This is a genomic window from Halorubrum sp. PV6 (assembly GCF_003990725.2).
GTDB lineage: Archaea > Halobacteriota > Halobacteria > Halobacteriales > Haloferacaceae > Halorubrum.
This window is the reverse complement of sequence record NZ_CP030064.1, coordinates 2,378,821-2,396,181: the sequence shown is the minus strand read 5'-3', so window position 1 is coordinate 2,396,181 and position 17,361 is coordinate 2,378,821. Positions and strand designations below refer to the sequence as shown.

The following is a 17,361-nucleotide window of genomic DNA, read 5'->3' as shown; positions in this document are numbered from 1 at the left end:
AAGCGCGGCAGGAAAACGTATGGGTTGGGGCGGATTCGAACCGCCGACCTGCCCGCCGTCGCGCGAATCCGCACGCGCTCCGGCTACCGCACCGCAGGAGTGTGAACCTGCGGTATAACTCGCTTCACCGTACCGGGGTTCGACTCAACCATGTCCGAATCTCGAACACAAATGAAGCCGGAACGTGCGATTGAACGCTACCTGACCGACAAGAAACCCGAATGGGCTGACTCTACGTACTACAACAACGCCTCATCCCTTGGACTGTTCCTCGACTTCTGCGAGGGAATTGACCTCGACAACATCTGTGAGATAGACGGCTTCCACATCTCCGACTTCAAGAAACGGCGGCGAGAAGTTGGCGAGGTCAATGAAATGACCCTCTACAACGACCTCTGCTCACTCCGAAGCTTCCTCAAGTGGTCCAATTCGATGGGACTCATTGAGTCGTGGGTCGTGGAGAACATGGTCCTCAATGACCCCGACGAGAAGGTTCGCTCCGAGAAGATTGAACCGGAGATAGCTGACCAGATTCTCGAATACTTAGACGACTTTGAGTATGCAACGAGACGGCACGCCCTCTTTGCCCTCTTATGGGATACTGGTATGCGTCTCGGAAACGCTCGGTCGTTAGACGTTGACGACTACTATCCCGAAGAGAAATACATTGAGGTGTCTCACGATCCCGACGAAGGTACTCCACAGAAAAACAAGGAGCCTGCCGAACGAGAAGTAAATCTCCACGATTGGACGTGCGAAATCCTCGACGATTATCTACGGATGAATCACATCGAGGTGGAGGACGACTACGGTCGGAACCCTCTCTTCGCCTCAAAGTATGGTCGTATGGCGTTGTCTAATCTCCGGACACACATCCGCCGACTCACCCGTCCGTGCCACTACACCGGAGAGTGTCCCCACGATCGAGAAAAGTCAGAGTGTGTCGCCGTGCAGGAGTACAACAAGGCCGCGCAATGTCCCGGCTCTCACAAGCCCCACGCTATTCGGCGAGGAGCTATCACCCATTGGCTTAACGAAGGGCACCGGAAGGAGCTGATCAGCGACCGGATGAACGTCAGCATACCAACGCTGGACAAACACTACGACGCTCGGACTGAATCAGAGAAGCGAGACTTACGGCGAGAGATGTTCGATATGGAATAGCCTCACCGTCTTTTATAAACTCACGGTCCCTATTCTTTATGTGGATCTCACTCTCCGCCAGCTTGTCTTCCTTGAGCATGAAATGGAGAAGATAGTCAACTCAAAGGACCGAGACTCTGAGGGTCGAAGTTATGCATCCTCTGTGTTAGAACGTGTTGAGGAGGAGCTGCAACGAAAGGAAGGGCAGCACAATATATGAGAACTGATTCTGTTGAAATTCTCAGTAGCCAACACTTCGTAATATAGTATACTGTTAGGGTTTAAAAACAATCTACAGATATGTCTGGATCGTCTACAACTCCCACGTATTCGATCCAGATTGCTCTACTGGTGATTTTGCCACCCCTATTTTTAATACTCTCAACTAGCGAATCAAGTGAATATTCCTCATCTTCAGATTCAACAATGCGACCAAAATGTTTCGAGAACAGATTTACTGCTTCGTCTTCTCGATCAAAATCTCGCTCTACTATGTTTTCATGAGCTGAACTGGGACATTTCCAGAAAAAATCTTGGTTGAACCCACTCCCTGTTTCAGAGCTGTTCATAGGTGACTGACATTCAGAACACAACGGTTTATTAGGGACACTAATATCAACAAAATGACCATTATTTATCTTTGCTGTCCCCTTCCACAGGACACCTCTCAATTTAACACATCCCTCTATCTTGTCAACAGATTTTGATGAGTCTGATATGTATCTAATATGAGCAAGCCAGCCGAGAGATAGACCTAGCAAAAGCAAACCAATCCTTTCACCCCATACAGACACCAGATCGAGAGGGATAATCTCTAAAAGACCTGTTATAGCACTTGGGTAATATCTGACAATTTCTGGAATCCCAGCCAACGTCGAAATCATGAGGCTTAGAACACTTGCAACTGCAATAATCGCCGTGAGCAATATTTGTCGATCCACTTTCTAAACAGTTCTACTTGATAATATGTATATTTTAGGTTCCGATTCGAATGATTTGAGCCAACATTGTCCAGAATACCTTGAGGTATTGTTCAAAGAACAGATCTATATCTAATAGCCTTAGGTATTAGACGAGAGAGTCCGTTGTACGAAGCGGCCAATGAATCTCGGACTTATTCAGGACGTGGCTGTCATACTTGGACTGTCTGCTGCTGGTCTATTTGCTCATGAGTTAGTCCATTTTCTATTCGGGCGTATATTCGGAGGAAGTACGTTCTTCTCTCGATATTGGTTTAGGATCCCGACTCAGGTGGACTTTCGAACACCACACGAAATGAGTAATCGACAGGTCAAGGCAACTGCTGGAGGCGTTCTCATATTCCCATGTATCGCACTCCTTGGAGCGTACTTACACTCAATCCCGATTTTTGCTTTCGGTGCTGGAGGCATCGGAGTTAGCATGACTGACATGATGGGTTACCAGAACCCCGAGGCATGGAAAGATTTCACTGCGGGTGAGTCGGTAAATCGGAGGGATTTCGAGTAACAGCTGAGGGGTGGGATCGAGTTTCGGTGCATTGAGGCCGCCACATCTGAAAGACCTGGCAGATGGACAGCCAACCGACCTCCCAGATCGACTCAATGGTCCGTACCGTCGAGAGGATCATCGCCCAGAATGAAGCTGTTCTGAGCCAGTATGATGATGAATACACTCCCGCTTCAGAAGTATCAGTATCTGCTAATTCCGGCTCTCATGTGGTCGATCCAGAATCGGTAGACTTGTTCGAATGAGCTGAGGGTCAATCGTCCTCAGATTTCTTTTACCCAACCAATCTCGTCGCTTCGCTCTTCGAATCCTTCTGCTTCAAGCGTTGGGATAACCGAAGGCTCCATCAGACCGCTCGTAACGATCTCGGTAGCACCGTGATTCCGGCTTTCTTCGATGAACTCGTTGAGCGCGGCTTGCTTGAGATGCTCATACTTGGGGTTTGGAATGACCGTGAAATACTCGATAGTTCCTGGTTCTCCTTCGATAGCTCCCACCATGTCCCCGTCCACTCGAATTTCGAATCCAAGGACCCACTCTGTGAGATCAATATCGTCTTGTTCGACCTGCTGACGTCCGGCATTTTCGTCTGTCATTCGTGTTTGATCATAGTATCTACAGATATATAAGATTATTGATATAAAGAATTAAAGACCGGTCTTTGTCTTTGGACAGCCGATTTGGGAGGAACCTCTCCGGAGAATCAATCCTTTGAGGCGATGTAGTTTCAGCTGTATCTCGGCGTCAGAAATGAACTAAAAAATAATCGCTCCGCTCGCAGTCTCTACTTCTTCCGTTGAGACATACGTCGACGTTGCGCCTTCCCAGACCCACCAGGAGTCCCACGCAGTCGGCCACCAGCTGGTGACGACTGAATCTTATGAGAGTGAGAGTCTGACCCGCGTCCCTTGCCGACGTTACTCGTGTCGGGACTAATGCTTGGTTGCGAGGGTTGAGTCTGCTCAGTACGGTCAACCAGTCGCGCCTCGAAGTGAGACCCCTGATCGACCAATCGCACGTCGTATTCTACACCGACCTCTCCAGCAGGAACGAGGACGGTTTTACCAGCATGTTGCTGGTGAGCGATGGCGTTACCGCTGTTACTCATGCGGTCTACAGTTATCGTCTGTGTCTGGGGTGCCATCCGCTCACAGACAACACATGATAACTGTATAACTATTCGGGTAGCTTACAATTTGGCTGGATAACAGCTAATCTTGGAGGGGCAATATTGGTAGTGTATAGAATAGTTCAGGTTCTTATCAGTTTGGAGACGACTATGAGCTATTCCACGGAAAACGGCTTAGCCATGGTAGTTTGAATACGTCAACTATGATCTGGCGGTGATTCCGTGGCTCTCTGTAACCGGTTTTATCGGTCTTGTCACCGTAATAGAACTATGGCGAGCCAATCTGGAACACACCCGGCTCACAGACTCCAAATGAACAGGATCAGCAGGTTGTGGACTCAGCTTATTCTCGCTCTCGTCCATCAAACGTTGGGCGAAGAACTTCGCGTTGGCAAATTACAGCTCTTGTTCTATCATCTGGGTAATTATAGGCCAATACTGGCCTCGCACTTCATCCACCGAGTCGCCCGAGACGCCAGAAATATTCGTTACTCTACTTTTGAAATGGTTCTCAGAAAAATGATAAGATGGGACAACTGTACCTGAATATGTCTTTGAGTGGGTATCGGAGGCAAGGTTGACCGAATATGTCTTCCTATTATTAATCGCCTTTTTTAAATTGGGGACTGACACTCCAAAAAGGTCGTATACTTCTTTAACCATCTTATTTCCTCCAAACGGAACAATCACGTCAGGATTCAACCGGATTATCTCAGTAATAAGGTAATTCATACAGATTCTCTTCGCACGATCATTTAGATCAGAATGGCGACCTGTAGGCTCAGATTGTTCGTTCAAGATCCTAACGGGTAACCAAGAATCTCCATCATCGGGGACAGCCAACTTGTTGCACTTCAGCAAATTTGTGTAATAAACATGGTTTTTTTCTTGTAGCTCATTAGTAAATGGATGTAAGTGTGGGCTATTTTCTCCGAAACCATCCGATATCTTCTTCGTGAAAAATTCTGGAAATTTTGGAATTTCGGAAACTGATGGATTAGCACCGTCTTCCTGGTTCGCTGTTCCAGGAGATTCTCCAATCAGCATTACATCTACTTCACCACGATCGTCAAAAGTCCCAAGACCATAGAATGGCGAACGGCAACCCCGTTCATCCCTAACGGGACATTTTGAACAAGCACTTTCAAATCCTCCATTATCTGGATTCCATGAGTCATATATTTCTTCTATCGTTTCGGGAGTATCCATATGAATGACACAAAACCCATATTGATTATAATTTGTGGAATAATTATCAAATGATGTAACTCAAAGATTTTCAGTGTAACTAATCGGACCAATCTTTAGGAGATGACTATGGCCTACCCAACGGAAACTCTACAACTACGGTACTCCCCGACTCGCTCGGAACCAGTTCCGTGGACTTGCCCATGAGAGAGCCGCCCCTTCGATCAGAGCCTCTGGGGGATTCTCTTTACCCCCATCGTAGACGTCCCCCACAGGAAGATGAGCAAGCTGAGAAGCGAGATACTGTGATCCTTGCGTGTTCGGTCGTGGTGAACTCTCTTCGAGAATCTCATGAACCTTATCCGGCGCTTCTTTGACAACTTCCGGACTATGTTGAACTGTCATCGCTCCACCTGATCCGTCAGTCCGATACTGGTGATGTTTCTGGTAGGCGTTGACACAGTGGTCCAAGTGTCTCTCAAGCCCAGTCTCGAAGTACTCTGTCATCACCTTGTTGTCAGGATCGTCAATCCAGAAGTAGACGTGTTCATGCGGAGTACCAGCACTTTGAGTTGGCGCTGTCACGGCAACCCATTCGTATGAGAACCTGTCAAGTTGGTAGTCTACGGCTTCTCGAACCGAGCGATGAATACTCCCTCCATGTAGCATTTCGTTACATTCCCAGGGAGTGAGCCAGTTCCCTGCCTCGTCAATGGGTGAAAGCCGTCGGGATAGCATCGCTGTAGTCAGCCCATCGAACTCTGACTGAAAATGTCGGTCGGCATCGAGGATTCTCGGATAGAGACTATACCGATGGCGCTCGTACTTCGATGTACGATTATCAGAGTTCCATGAGGCTCGTTGAGTACGTAGGTACGCCTCTCGTGCTTCCTCAATGGATAGTGGCTCTCCGAACTCTGTGAGTGGGTCTGGTAGTCGTTCTACCTTGACCGATGATGGTGCGAGTGGTAACCTTCGACGTGCCGCGTGGTTTGGGTTTGACGGATCGCCTGGTTCGGTTTCGTGGTGTCCGCCATAGTCGTCTCGGCTACCGTCAGCTGTCAACACGAAGTAGCGGTATACCGTCTTCCTCGACTACCGGATGACCAGAGTGAGACGGTCTATGTTCTCCAAGAGGTACCGGGTCCAAGAACTCGGGTATGTCTGCTTTGATGGCTGGAATTTCATGATGAACTTCGAGTTCGTGGACTTTCTCACCATATTCTGCGTAGGCTGTCAGTCGTGAGAGATTCAACATCTCACCTCCAGGTTCCTTGAAATAATCTCGGTCGTCTTGAGTCCAAAAGTAACAGGACTGCTCATTATCTGATTCACCGATACAATATGGATTCTGCTCGTTAGATTTAGAAATCGACATAAGATCTGAAATTCAGCAGCTGTCGCTATTCCTTGTCGCCAGTTATCCGGCCAGCAAGTTCGTCAATTACAGCTCCGTAGGGTACTTCGTCAGTATTGTACATTGCAAGTCGCGCATCGTCGAGTGCGTCCTTTTCGGCATGGCTGACGCTGATAGTTGTTTCTCGCATAATAGATATAGGAGGCGGGATTTGTCTCTGTCCCCCTACACTACTATTAATGGTAAAGGGTTTATATACCCCTCTCCGGTGTCCGATGGGATTGAGTCGCAGTGTCATTCATGATTTGTTAATACTATAAAGTTTTTTAATATCTCCCATGCACTCTCATTCCTGAACCTCTGTATCCACAGAATTTGACTTATTGTGACCCGTATTTCTTGGCCTCAGACCGAAAATCTCTGAGAGAGAGTCACCTATCGACGCGCTCAACAGATCGACGAATGTTCCAACTGTAGTATAAGATATATGGTATGAATGTAGTAGCATAAGAAATATTAGTATTATTCCTGTTACTCTCGCAAGGCGAAACGCTCAGAAGACTCACACGACGTTTTCGTACGGAAATGAACAGAACCATTCGGACACCGGAGAGATTTGACTGCGATACTGCCAGCGGCCTTAGAAGCGCGCTGAATTATATGGCACTTCCTCGCCTTCCATCACGTACATCCGAGCAATCGCGTCTCGATCTTGTAGGTCAACACCCATCTTGTATTTGCGTATGGATTAATCGTACGTAACAACACATTGAGGGGGAGGGTTTGGGTTGACTGTTACTATTATGCTGTATCTGTTGCTGTGCTGTTGTTGTACGTACGTGTGCGGGCGCTGTTGTTGCGTTGCTGTGCTGTAGCGCGCGTTGTGTGCGGTCTGCTGTGCTGTATTACTATTACCATTACTATTACCCAATAAACTGTACAATCAAGCTCCGAACAGTACCCTGACTCAAAGGATCAGACCTACGAGAGATTGCATGTTACTAATTCACATTGATGAAACATGCGTGTATGACTGTCAACTGCGAACGAAGATGATCTGATGAGTATCTGCCAACATATCAGAATTATTTATATTATGTAAGTATGGTAGTTATGTCCTATAGTCAAAATCGGTGACGGACACGGAAGAGAATAGTGCCGACTCCATGCGTTACTACTCCGCGAACGACTATTTCTGAGGTTTCACGTATAAATATGGTACGTCAGAGTTCGATAACCCTACACCACGCGCCCGTATCGCGAGAACTCGTCAAGCCGCTTATTCGACCAATGATACGCGTTCCCGCGCCCGCCGCGACGATGAGTGACGTATCCCTCTTCGTCCAATTCCTTCATCAGCTTGCCCACCTGTCGATCTCCGACTGAGGTATCCGCGGCAATCTCGTCGTTCTTCCACTCACCATCGGGCCACTTCTCCGAGTTACGGATCGCGTTCACAACTTCGACCATCCCTTTAGACCACGTGTTGACCTCCAAGCGTTCGTCAGCTTCCACCCAATACGGAAGACGGGAGGTGTGAGCATACACTGTCGCTCCATGCTCGTCTTCACTCGGGGTCCGACCAAAGCGCATGATCGCTTGGAGGACTTCCTTCTCGACAACATCTCGGAAGAGTGCGTTCCCGTATCTACCGAAGTCCAAGTTCATACCCTTCGTGACGCGACCGTTCTCGTCCTCTTTTCGTGAAATTGCTACACCATCAATCGCTCCCCATCGAATGACTGCTTCTCCCTCAGGAGGATGTGGACTTCCGATGATCGCTCCAAGGCGAGTTTCTGCGAACTTATTACTCCCTTTGAGGTTCCCGTAATGCTCCGCGACCTCAATGTGTTGTTCTACCTCAGTCGATTCGTACTGTTCCTTCGCTTGTTTTGAGGTGATGACAGCTGGACGTGATCCTTCTTTCTCGTGGATGCTCTCCAAGAGTGCGCCGTCAGAATCGACATTGACGTGAGAGCCACTCTGATACGGCTTCGCTCCAGCGTTTGTCTGCTTTATTTTGAGACCGAGAACGTCTCGGAGGTATTCACGCTTCTTGTCGTCCGAACCTAAGACTTCTTCATGCTCTATCCAGTTCTCTCCAAGGGCCATCCGCCACTTCGAGATAGTAGGAGTTCCATCCAGAGCGACGACGCTCTCTGCGGCGTAGAATGGTGGAGGAATTAGAACAGTCCACTCGTCTTCGGGACTTCTGACTGCTACTCGACCGGAGCCGAGTTGGGCAGATTCCCACTCGTTCTCCAAGAGTTCAAACTCGATAGCGGCGTGGGTTAGAAGCGGAGCATGGGCGTGGAAGTTGGGACTCTGCTGGAGGACAACTCGTGTATCCCGGTGGGAATAGAATCCTAAGTCCTCCTTCCACTCGGAGACAACTTGCTCGTGTTCTTCGTTATCATGCCGACGATGGAGATCTTTCCAGTTCTTGAATGGGAGACCATCCTCACTTTTCAGGTAGTTACTCACCGCTCTTGTTGCGTCGTTATGAGTCGGCTCAAAGAAGTAAGAGTCACCAGGGAACTCGTCAATCGCGACATAGCGGTCTTCGAGATAGTCTCTATTGTGAGCTTGGAGGTAGTGGCCGATCAGTACGTCGTACTCTTCTGGATTGAACTCCCGCTTCTCCATGTACCTACAGGGGCCGTCAAGTTGGCAGGGGAGATCTCTCCCAAAGTACCGCTGTGCTTCTCTGTGAATTTCTGCTCCCGAAATGCCGGACTCATACAGCTCATTGACTCTCGCCTCAATGGGATGATCCTCTCCGATGGTTTCGCACTCATGTTGAAACGCCGGTAGTACGAGGTAGTCTAATCCTTGTTCCTCACACCACTTCTCGTACTGTCCGTACAATTCTCGCCGAGAAGTGAAGATTGTTAGTGGATTACCCGTACTCTCAGCCCACTCGACAGCATCGTAGCTCTTTCCCATCGCAGGGAGAGCTTCAACGAGGGTGGTTCCATCCTGGCTGAAGGCTCGGTGGATTGTTTCATTGAGGCGAGCCCGAACGTTGTCTATCGTCAGACTTGGAGACAGACTTAACGAAGGGATACCATTGAGTGAAACTCACTCTGATTAAACTCCGGCGACTCTGGTTGTGACACTATAGAGAACTATCACATATGGAATATATTTAATATAGATTACGGGCTGGGTACAGACCGAAGTCTCTCTTCGGGAGACCAACCACTGTGGATCTATTATTTATAAATACTATTATGGTTTAATCATCTTGATTAGTTGTTTTTTCAGTGGTCTCTCGCTGTCGAATGCGTTGAGCTCTCGTCCAACTGAAACTGTCTTTCAATATAACATCCAGTGTCCCTTTTGCTAATATAACATCCAGGAACTGTTTGTAGCCGATAACCGTTAGCGGGGCATACTTTACAAGCGACAGATCGTCATCTTCGATTAGGATAGCAAGTGTACAAAACAGTAATTGAAGGAGTGTGAACAGCACTAGTAATCCAATCAACTGGATTATGGCCCCAGAAAAGAGCATCCAAATAATGTAAGCGGAGATCACAAATCCTAACCCAGGAATAATAACCATTGAAAGTATTAAGTATGGTGCCATCACCACATGTAAGATTCCAAAATCGGTATTTTTGAAAATTTGCCAGTGTTTGAGGACTGTCTGTACATTTCCACGGAACCAGCGGATGCGTTGACGATATAAATCAAGCCATGTGTCTGGAACCTCTGTCTGGGCGACAGCATTACTACTGTGGTAGATTCTATGGCCTCCTTTGAGAATATCTATTGTGAGGTCAAAGTCTTCAGTAACGGTGTCTCCTGAATACCCACCAATCTCATTGACAAGCTTACGGTCAAACATGCCAAGGCAACCGGGGACCACTTTTACAAGCCCAAGCAAACTGAGCGCTCGCCGGAACATATTAATCCCGATTATGTACTCAAGAGCTTGTATTCGTGTTATGAATGAATCTGCATTTGCGACCTCTACATTGCCAGCGATCGCACCTGGGTTTGACGACGTTCTATAGGTACGTATGAGCTCTTTTACCGCCTTTGTATCAACAACAGAGTCAGCATCGATACAGACGATAAATTCAGAACTCGTCCGTTCCATACCGTAGTTGAGAGCAGAATGTTTCCCGGCGTTCTCTTTCTGAAGAATACGTATTCCGTCACTCTCGTAGTTAGCTGCCTCTTGATAGGTGTTATCGGTACTTCCATCGTCAATAACAACAATATCAAGCAATTCTGTTGGATACTCAATAGCCAAGAGAGATTCAATACACTCTCCAACATATCCCTCCTCGTTATATGCTGGTACAAGTACACATACACTGGGCCAATCCTCGATCGCGGTCTCTTCCTGCTGCTCTCGTAGTTGTTCATAAAGAGCAGCCGGGACGATTAACCAGTATGTCGCCAGGGACAACAGAAGCGCAATCAAAATTACCCAGTTTGCAATCGAGAGAGACAGATCAAATACATGTATGAAAATAAATGTGAGAATTACTGGAGCCAGAAAGACCACCAAGATCGGCACTCGGTTCAATCGATACAAGAATCTGTATTGGCGTATGATGCTCAAAAAACCAATTGAATAGATGAGGATTGACAACAGAATAATTGCCCCGCCTAACACCAGAATCGGAGTTGGGAGTAAGTACACAAGCACGCCAACAGCTCCGATGAGAATCGCTACCGCTAGCAATAACTCTCCTACAGACAATGATGTTCGAGTCAAAAGGTTACGCATTATTGATCACGATTCCTTTTGAATAGTATTGTACGTTCCTGGCTGGAGTTGATACGGCTCACGAAGTGAACGTATCTCTTTGAATAGTTAACTCCTCTGTCTTGTCATAAAATCCTCAATTTAATTTTAACATTTCAGTATATTAATATTTAATTCATGTTTTAGAATCAAGTGCGGGATACGTCTCCTCGGCCGTGTCTGACAAATAGAGCTTCAATAGGGCCTATATTTTATTTATCGATAGCAGGTGGTTATTTGTAATTGGATATACTACTTTTCGGTGAACCCCGCCACGTATGGCGATTTGGGACAAAAGTAGCCGGTGACTTAGTGAATTGCTGAGGGGGTGGAAGGGTATAGCCTCCCCGTCATGCGGTTTGCTACTTCACAAAAGCGCGCAGCGCGTATGGGTTGGGGCGGATTCGAACCGCCGACCTGCTCCGTGTGAAGGAGCCGTCATAACCTGGCTAGACCACCAACCCGCTCGCCTTCTGCTACCTGATGTCGGGACTTAAGGGTTACTTTGTCGCGGGGATTCATCAGCCGCGCGCTCCACGTCACGCTGTGACTCACGAACTCCGGTTCCTCGAACGAGCGCGTCAGGGCGTCACGAGCCTGCTGCACCTCCCGCTGTCGGCGGTCGGGCTCTACGCCGAACGGGAGACCCCCCGCGACCAGTACGCGCTCACGCTCCACGAGCCGTATCCGTCAGTCGAGGCCCAACTGCATCGACTGGGGTTCGTCCGCAACCTCGTCTCCTCGCTGAAGTTCCGCGACTACGCGATGCCCCCCGAGACGTCGGTCGCGAGTTGGGTCCGGTATCCGGAGGGGGCACTCGCCAGCGACTCACAGCTCCACCTCGCGCTCTTCGTCGGCCCAGACCGCACGACGACCGACGTGTACGCCCACTGGGAGCCCTCGTGGATCCGCCACCCGATCCGTCACTACCGGGCGACAGACGTCGACGCGGAAACCGGCATCGAGCGGACCCGCGCGCTGTTCGAACGGGAGGGGATCGAGTACGCCGTGGTCCCCGCCGACGGACGCGTCGCGCCCGAGGGCGCCTCCGAAAACTGAGTCGTTACTCCGCGGCGGCGTCGTGGCCGCGGTACTCCTTGACGCGCGCTCGGGCTGACGCCACCGCCTCGCGGGCCTCGCCCTCGGCGCGCTCTTCGAGCGCTTTTAAATCGGCCTGCAGCCGGTCGAGTCGCGACGGCTCCGGTTCCTCCGCTTCGGCTTCGATGCCGACCAGGTCCTTCACACGGGCCTCGATGGGCTCTAACTCCTCTTTGACGCCCGCCTTCGCGTGCTCGGCCGCTCGACCGAGGTAGTACCGCGCGTCTTCGAAGTGTTTGCTCATATCTGTCCTTTCACAGCCGACCGATATATCCTTTGTGGCGATAGGCCGGCAACAGAATGCTGCCTCGCCGCCCCCGCGTCAGTACGTCGGCGCGTCAGTACGTCGGCGACTCCTCGGGCTCGCCGTCGCGCGCGTTGGCGACGCGTCCGAGGGTAAAGAGCAGGTCGGAGAGCCGATTGATGTAGGTGACGACCGTCTCGTTTATCGGCTCCGAGCCGGCGAGTTCGACGACCCGGCGCTCGGCGCGGCGGGTCACCGTGCGCGCGTGGTGAAGCCCGGCCCCCGCCTCGCTGCCGCCGGGGAGGATAAACGACCGAAGCGGCTCCAACTCCTCGTCGAGCGCGTCGATCTGGTCTTCGAGGACCTCGACGTGGGCGGGTTCGACCGCGGGGTCGTCGGGGTCGGGGTCCGGGTTCGCGAGGTCGGCCTGCACGACGTGCAGGTGGTTCTGGACGGTGGCGAGCAGGTCGTCGAGGTCGTCGTGGCCGGTCGGGCGTATCGTCCCGATCAGCGCGTTCGCCTCGTCGACGGTCCCGTACGCCTCGATCCGCGGGCTCGACTTCGACACCCGGCTCATGTCTCGGAGGTCGGTGTCGCCCTCGTCGCCGCGTCCGGTGTAGATGGTCACGCGAGGCTCCGTTCGACGTACTCGACGATGTTCGCGCTCTCGGCCATGGTCACGCCGCGCGCTTCGTCCACCAGCACCGGGACGGCGCGCTGTCCGCTGACTCGCTTCACCTCGTCCCGCAAGGAGTGTACGCCGTCGACCCACTCCGTCTCGTACGCGACTCCAGCGTCGTCGAGCGCGTCCGAAACCGTCTCACAGTAGGGACACCCCTCCAGTGCGTACAACCGTACAGTCATACAGCACGTGTCGGCGCGCGTCGGCAAGAAGGTACGGTGTCGCCGACGCGGCGCGGCGACGACGCCCCGGTCTCCCCGCTCAGAGGTCGTGGAACGACTCGATGGCCGATCGGTGTTTCTCCGGAATCGGGACGGGATCGCCGCTCGCGTCGAGACTCACGAGCGTCGCCTCCGCCTCGGCGACGACCTCGCCGCCGGTGCGAATCTCGTGGTCCATCGTCACGCTGGACGTGCCGATGTTCGCTATCGATATCTCCACCGTAACGCTCCCGTCGGTCAGCTTGACGGGGCGCCGGAAGTCGATGGACACCGACGCCAACACCGTCGGTATCGTGGAGATGTCGTCGCCGAGCACGTCGCGGAAGTAGTTGGTGCGCGCCTGTTCGATGTACGTCGCGTACACGGCGTTGTTGACGTGGCCCATCGCGTCGATATCACGAAAGCGAACGTCGATCTCTGTAGTGTATGTGCTCACGGCGGGTGCTCGTCGGGACGCCGTATGTAGCCGTCGGGATCGTCCGGACGGCGATTCAGATCACACACACCGAATCGACCGAAGCGACCGGATCGATCGGATCGACCGAAGCGACCGGATCGATCGGATCGACCGAAGCGACCGGATCGACTACCGTCGGGTCGCCGCGGCGCCTCGCCGCGCGAGCGTCAGTACAACAGTTCGTCGTCGTTTTCGATCATGTACAGCGAGCGCGCCGCGATGTTGACCGCGTGGTCGCCGACGCGCTCCAGGTCGCGAATCGTGAGCAGCAGCCGGGAGACGTGCTGTAAGGTCTCCTCCGTGTCTCCCGTCTCGCGCAGTTCGTCGCGCTCGATGAGGTCGCGGACGACGAGGTCGCTCGCGGCTTCACAGGCGGCGTCGACCTCGTCGTCGGCCTCGGCGACCGCGAAGCAGCGGTCGGAGTCCGACTCGGCGTAGGCGGCCATCGCGTCGTCGAGCATCGTCAGCGTGTCGTCGCCGATACGCTGTACGTTGACGTCCGGGAACACCTCTCGGTCGGGCTGTTTGGCGTACTCGCCGAGGTTCGTCGCGAGGTCGGCGATGCGCTCCAGATCGGTGATGATCTTAAACGACGCGGCGATGAATCGCAGGTCGCCCGCGACCGGCTGCTGGAGCGCGATGAGGTCCGTACACTGCCCTTCCAACTCGAGGTACAGCTCGTTGATCTCGGCGTCGCCGGCGATAACTTTCTCGCCGAGTTCGCCGTCCTGCCGCTCCAAGGCGTTGAGTCCCATGCGGAGCTGGTCGGCGACGACCTCGCTCATATAAAGTACGTCGTCGCGGAGCCCCTCCAGTTTCGTTTGGTACTGTTCGCGTGGCATCGTGTTGGCGTATCTGCTTCACCGGACATATAAAAACACGTCGCCGGCCGAAGCGGCCCACGCGAGTTGGCGCCGCGCTCGCCGCGGCCGCGATCCGGTGCGAGCATTTATAATCGCCGGCCGACAATAATGTGTATGGATTCCAAGACTGCGCCAGGAGACGACGCGGACGCGAGCGGCGCTTCCGCGGAAGTCAACCGCCCGAAGCCCCTCGACGACGCGTCCGCCCTCGACGCGTTCGTCGCGGACGCGGAGGCCGCCGTGGTCGAGTTCTACACGGACGGCTGCGGTATCTGCGCGAGCATGGAGCCGGTTCTCGGCAACGTCGCCCGCGAGTTGGACGTGGCCGTGGCCACCGTGAACCCCCGCGACGACCCGCCGCTCGTCGAGCGGTTCGACGTGCGAAGCGTCCCGCTCTTCGTGTTGTTCGTCGACGGGGAGCCGGTCGCGCGCCGGGCGGAGGGGTTCATTCCGGGCGACGACCTCGGCGCGTGGATCACCGACTCCCTCGCCGACGCCGCGTAACACTCGTCTGTTCGCCGTTCGCCGGACGCCCCGCGGGGTGACCGACCACACGGCACGCTACCCGGACTCCTTCGTTCGAAAATCGCGTCTGCAGTCGGCGAAACGGTCGCCGGCGACTACAGTCGGCCGACGTTCTCGACGGCGACGGACTCGACGCCGTCGACGTCGTTGAACGCCTCTTCGACGGCCTCGGTGCCGCCCGCTCCGTCGGGGACGATGACGGTCGGGAGCAGCGCGACGAGCCCGAACGCGACGTCGTCGCGCTGGAACCCGCGAATCTTCGCGCCCTGCGGCAGCGACTCTTCGAGTCGGTCCTGGAGGTCGTCGAGGTCGATGTCGGGGCTGTCCGGCATGACCTTGATCTTCGCGGCGACGTCTCCCATTGTTAGGGCCCTCGGAAGCCGCAGTCGGGACACTCATAGAGGTTGCTCTGCTTCCGGCATTTCGCGCATCGGTGGATCGTCTCTCCGCAGTCGGGACAGGAGAACCGCGCTGCGTTCATTCCGGCCACCTGAATGCCACAGGAGACACACTGCCGGGTGCCCTGCGTTTCACTCTCGCTCATACAGCAAATCACCACCGCGCGACTTTTAACCGTTGTTCTTTGCCCCGCGTACTCCGTGGCCGATTGCGACGAGATACCGCGGCTCACCCCAGGATGAGCGGCCCGATCAACACGCCCATCAGGTGCACGCGTCGGGCGCCGACCCGCGGCGGGACGAGCCCCAGCGCGCCGGCGACGACGAATATCGCGACGCCGAACCAGCCCGCAAACAGCCAGGAGATCGTCACGAGCAGCCCCAACACGCCGATCGACAGCCGCGTGTAATCCGCGTTCCCGACGACGCGGAGGTACGTGTCGCCGACCAGCAACACGAGCGCGAACCCACACGCCGCGGCGGTCGCGGCCGCGACGAGGAGGATCGGGAGCGCGAAGGGGACCTCGGCGCGGTCGATCGCGACGGTCACGCCCGTTCGCGGCGTCCCGAGCGCGACGAGCGCGAACAGCGCGAAGATCGTGTTCGCCGTGTTCGCGCCGCTCGTGGCCACGACGAACCCGCGGTCCGACTCCTCTCGCGGGACCGCGGGCATCGCTGCGACCGCCGCGATCGCCGCGGAGACGCCCGGCACGTACCCGACCACCGCGCCCGCGAGCGACCCGCCACCCGCGCTCACGCCGAGCCCGCGGCGACTCATCGCGATCCGCGCGTCGGCCTGCGGCGGCACGCCCTCGCCCCCGAGGGCGTCGACGAGCACCGGCGCGCCGAACAGGCCGGCGAAAAGCGGCGCGAGGACGCCGCCGGCGTCGAGCGGGGCCGCGGGGTCGACGTCGAGGGTCGCCAGCCCGAGCGCGGCGCTCGCGAGGAAGGCGCAGCAGCCGGCGACCGCGGCCTCCTTCGACGACTCAGTGAGAACCAAGAACGCGACGACGACGCTCAAAACCAGCGGCAGGTGGTCGCTGACGACGGGGTACCCGCGGACCATGACGAACGTGATCGGCACCGCGAGCGGTACCGCGAGCGCGACGGCCACGCCCGACCCGACGGCCGACAGCCGGACCGCCTCGCGGCCTCGCCCGGCCACGACGAGCCGGTGTCCCGGCAGCGCCGCCACCGCGGTCGCGGCGTCGGGCACGCCGAGCGCGAGCGCGGGCACGATGTCGAGAAACGAGTGGACGACGCCCGCGCCGAGCATCGCGACCCCGACGAGCAGCGGGTCGCCGGGCGCGGAGGGGGCGAGACCGGCCAAAAGCAGCGCGAAGTTGTTGGCGTGGAGCCCCGGCACGAGCCCGCTCGCGGTGCCGAGGGCGACGCCGCCGAACAGACACGCCAGCGCGGCCGCCGCGAACCCCGGCTCCACGACCGGGCGGACCAGTGCGTCCATCGAGACGAGGTGGCCGCGGCTCCGCATTTAAACGTCGGGCGGCGCACCGCTGCGGGCGTGCGGGCGCGAACCCCGCGGCTCGGCGGCGACGAAACGAACCGGCAGAAACTGCGGTTACGCCTTCTGGGCCGCCTGCGACTTCTTCTGGGTGACGTAGCCGGCGATCCGGTTCCGGACGCCCTTCGACTCGACGGTCGTCAGCGTGGTGACGCTCTCCTTGTTCGTCTCGAAGTCCGTGTTGAACGAATCGGGGTACCGCTCAAGCAGGACGTTCCCGAGCTGCTTGATGTACTTGGGCTTGATGGCCATATCGAGCGATACCGCCGGCCCGAACTAAA

General features: G+C 54.5%; 20 protein-coding genes and 1 tRNA gene. 4 read left to right on the top strand and 17 right to left on the bottom strand.

Features of this window, described 5'->3' with window-relative positions; genetic code table 11:
* Positions 1-150 precede the first annotated feature (150 nt).
* Together DOS48_RS25930 and DOS48_RS25925 are read left to right on the top strand one after the other, a co-directional pair.
* The gene (locus DOS48_RS25930; protein WP_127118480.1) at positions 151-1,164 is read left to right on the top strand and encodes a site-specific integrase; all 1,014 of its coding nucleotides are present in this window, start codon (positions 151-153) and stop codon (positions 1,162-1,164) included.
* Between the two features lie 40 nt (positions 1,165-1,204).
* Positions 1,205-1,363: a hypothetical protein gene (locus tag DOS48_RS25925; RefSeq protein WP_158283848.1), complete on the top strand. Its 159-nt coding sequence runs from the start codon at positions 1,205-1,207 to the stop codon at positions 1,361-1,363.
* Between the two features lie 61 nt (positions 1,364-1,424).
* Here the strand turns inward: DOS48_RS25925 and DOS48_RS25920 are convergent, their stop codons facing one another.
* The 8 genes from DOS48_RS25920 to DOS48_RS25885 all read right to left on the bottom strand — a co-directional run bounded on the left by DOS48_RS25920 (position 1,425) and on the right by DOS48_RS25885 (position 11,534).
* Positions 1,425-2,084, bottom strand: a complete 660-nt coding sequence (locus DOS48_RS25920; RefSeq protein ID WP_127118479.1) for a hypothetical protein — start codon at positions 2,082-2,084, stop codon at positions 1,425-1,427.
* An 810-nt stretch (positions 2,085-2,894) separates the two neighbouring features.
* Entirely contained in the window at positions 2,895-3,227 is a 333-nt protein-coding gene (locus DOS48_RS25915) for a hypothetical protein (protein ID WP_127118477.1), read from the bottom strand.
* 929 nt (positions 3,228-4,156) lie between these two features.
* A complete protein-coding gene (locus DOS48_RS25910) occupies positions 4,157-4,969 on the bottom strand; it encodes a uracil-DNA glycosylase family protein (RefSeq protein ID WP_127118475.1) in 813 nt (270 codons plus the stop codon).
* Positions 4,970-5,104: 135 nt separating this feature from the next.
* Positions 5,105-6,016, bottom strand: coding sequence for a hypothetical protein (locus tag DOS48_RS29665; RefSeq protein WP_127118474.1), 912 nt, complete (start codon positions 6,014-6,016; stop codon positions 5,105-5,107).
* Complete coding sequence (locus DOS48_RS25900; RefSeq protein WP_168654265.1) at positions 6,003-6,206, bottom strand: hypothetical protein; 204 nt, start codon at positions 6,204-6,206, stop codon at positions 6,003-6,005. Before DOS48_RS25900 ends, DOS48_RS29665 begins: the two co-directional genes overlap by 14 nt.
* Before the next feature lie 1,338 nt (positions 6,207-7,544).
* The gene (locus DOS48_RS25895; RefSeq protein ID WP_127118473.1) at positions 7,545-9,251 is read right to left on the bottom strand and encodes a hypothetical protein; all 1,707 of its coding nucleotides are present in this window, start codon (positions 9,249-9,251) and stop codon (positions 7,545-7,547) included.
* A 292-nt stretch (positions 9,252-9,543) separates the two neighbouring features.
* The gene (locus DOS48_RS25890) at positions 9,544-11,052 is read right to left on the bottom strand and encodes a glycosyltransferase family 2 protein (RefSeq protein WP_127118472.1); all 1,509 of its coding nucleotides are present in this window, start codon (positions 11,050-11,052) and stop codon (positions 9,544-9,546) included.
* Positions 11,053-11,459: 407 nt separating this feature from the next.
* A tRNA-Val gene (locus tag DOS48_RS25885) sits at positions 11,460-11,534 on the bottom strand.
* 82 nt (positions 11,535-11,616) lie between these two features.
* Between DOS48_RS25885 and DOS48_RS25880 the strand changes: the two genes are divergently transcribed.
* On the top strand, positions 11,617-12,129 hold the full coding sequence (locus DOS48_RS25880) for a hypothetical protein (RefSeq protein ID WP_127118471.1): 513 nt from the start codon (positions 11,617-11,619) through the stop codon (positions 12,127-12,129).
* Between the two features lie 4 nt (positions 12,130-12,133).
* Here DOS48_RS25880 and DOS48_RS25875 read toward each other — a convergent pair whose 3' ends face one another.
* From DOS48_RS25875 to phoU, 5 genes are all read right to left on the bottom strand, one after another.
* Complete coding sequence (locus tag DOS48_RS25875; protein ID WP_127118470.1) at positions 12,134-12,412, bottom strand: hypothetical protein; 279 nt, start codon at positions 12,410-12,412, stop codon at positions 12,134-12,136.
* Positions 12,413-12,506: 94 nt separating this feature from the next.
* Entirely contained in the window at positions 12,507-13,040 is a 534-nt protein-coding gene (locus DOS48_RS25870) for a cob(I)yrinic acid a,c-diamide adenosyltransferase (RefSeq protein WP_127118469.1), read from the bottom strand.
* A complete protein-coding gene (locus tag DOS48_RS25865; protein ID WP_127118468.1) occupies positions 13,037-13,276 on the bottom strand; it encodes a glutaredoxin family protein in 240 nt (79 codons plus the stop codon). Before DOS48_RS25865 ends, DOS48_RS25870 begins: the two co-directional genes overlap by 4 nt.
* Before the next feature lie 79 nt (positions 13,277-13,355).
* Positions 13,356-13,751, bottom strand: coding sequence for a thioesterase family protein (locus DOS48_RS25860; RefSeq protein WP_127118467.1), 396 nt, complete (start codon positions 13,749-13,751; stop codon positions 13,356-13,358).
* 188 nt (positions 13,752-13,939) lie between these two features.
* Entirely contained in the window at positions 13,940-14,614 is a 675-nt protein-coding gene (gene phoU, locus DOS48_RS25855; RefSeq protein ID WP_127118466.1) for a phosphate signaling complex protein PhoU, read from the bottom strand.
* A 135-nt stretch (positions 14,615-14,749) separates the two neighbouring features.
* On the opposite strand from phoU, the gene DOS48_RS25850 reads away from it, so the two are divergent.
* Positions 14,750-15,139 (top strand): co-chaperone YbbN, encoded by a 390-nt coding sequence (locus tag DOS48_RS25850; protein WP_127118465.1) that lies wholly within the window; start codon positions 14,750-14,752, stop codon positions 15,137-15,139.
* Between the two features lie 116 nt (positions 15,140-15,255).
* On the opposite strand, the gene DOS48_RS25845 is transcribed toward DOS48_RS25850, so the two are convergent.
* The 4 genes from DOS48_RS25845 to DOS48_RS25830 form a co-directional block, all read right to left on the bottom strand.
* Positions 15,256-15,522, bottom strand: coding sequence for an elongation factor 1-beta (locus tag DOS48_RS25845; RefSeq protein WP_127118464.1), 267 nt, complete (start codon positions 15,520-15,522; stop codon positions 15,256-15,258).
* 2 nt (positions 15,523-15,524) lie between these two features.
* Complete coding sequence (locus DOS48_RS25840; protein ID WP_004047107.1) at positions 15,525-15,704, bottom strand: HVO_2753 family zinc finger protein; 180 nt, start codon at positions 15,702-15,704, stop codon at positions 15,525-15,527.
* A gap of 83 nt (positions 15,705-15,787) precedes the next feature.
* A complete protein-coding gene (locus DOS48_RS25835; protein ID WP_127118463.1) occupies positions 15,788-17,023 on the bottom strand; it encodes a tripartite tricarboxylate transporter permease in 1,236 nt (411 codons plus the stop codon).
* Between the two features lie 114 nt (positions 17,024-17,137).
* Positions 17,138-17,332, bottom strand: a complete 195-nt coding sequence (locus DOS48_RS25830) for a 30S ribosomal protein S17e (RefSeq protein WP_127118462.1) — start codon at positions 17,330-17,332, stop codon at positions 17,138-17,140.
* Positions 17,333-17,361: the final 29 nt, after the last annotated feature.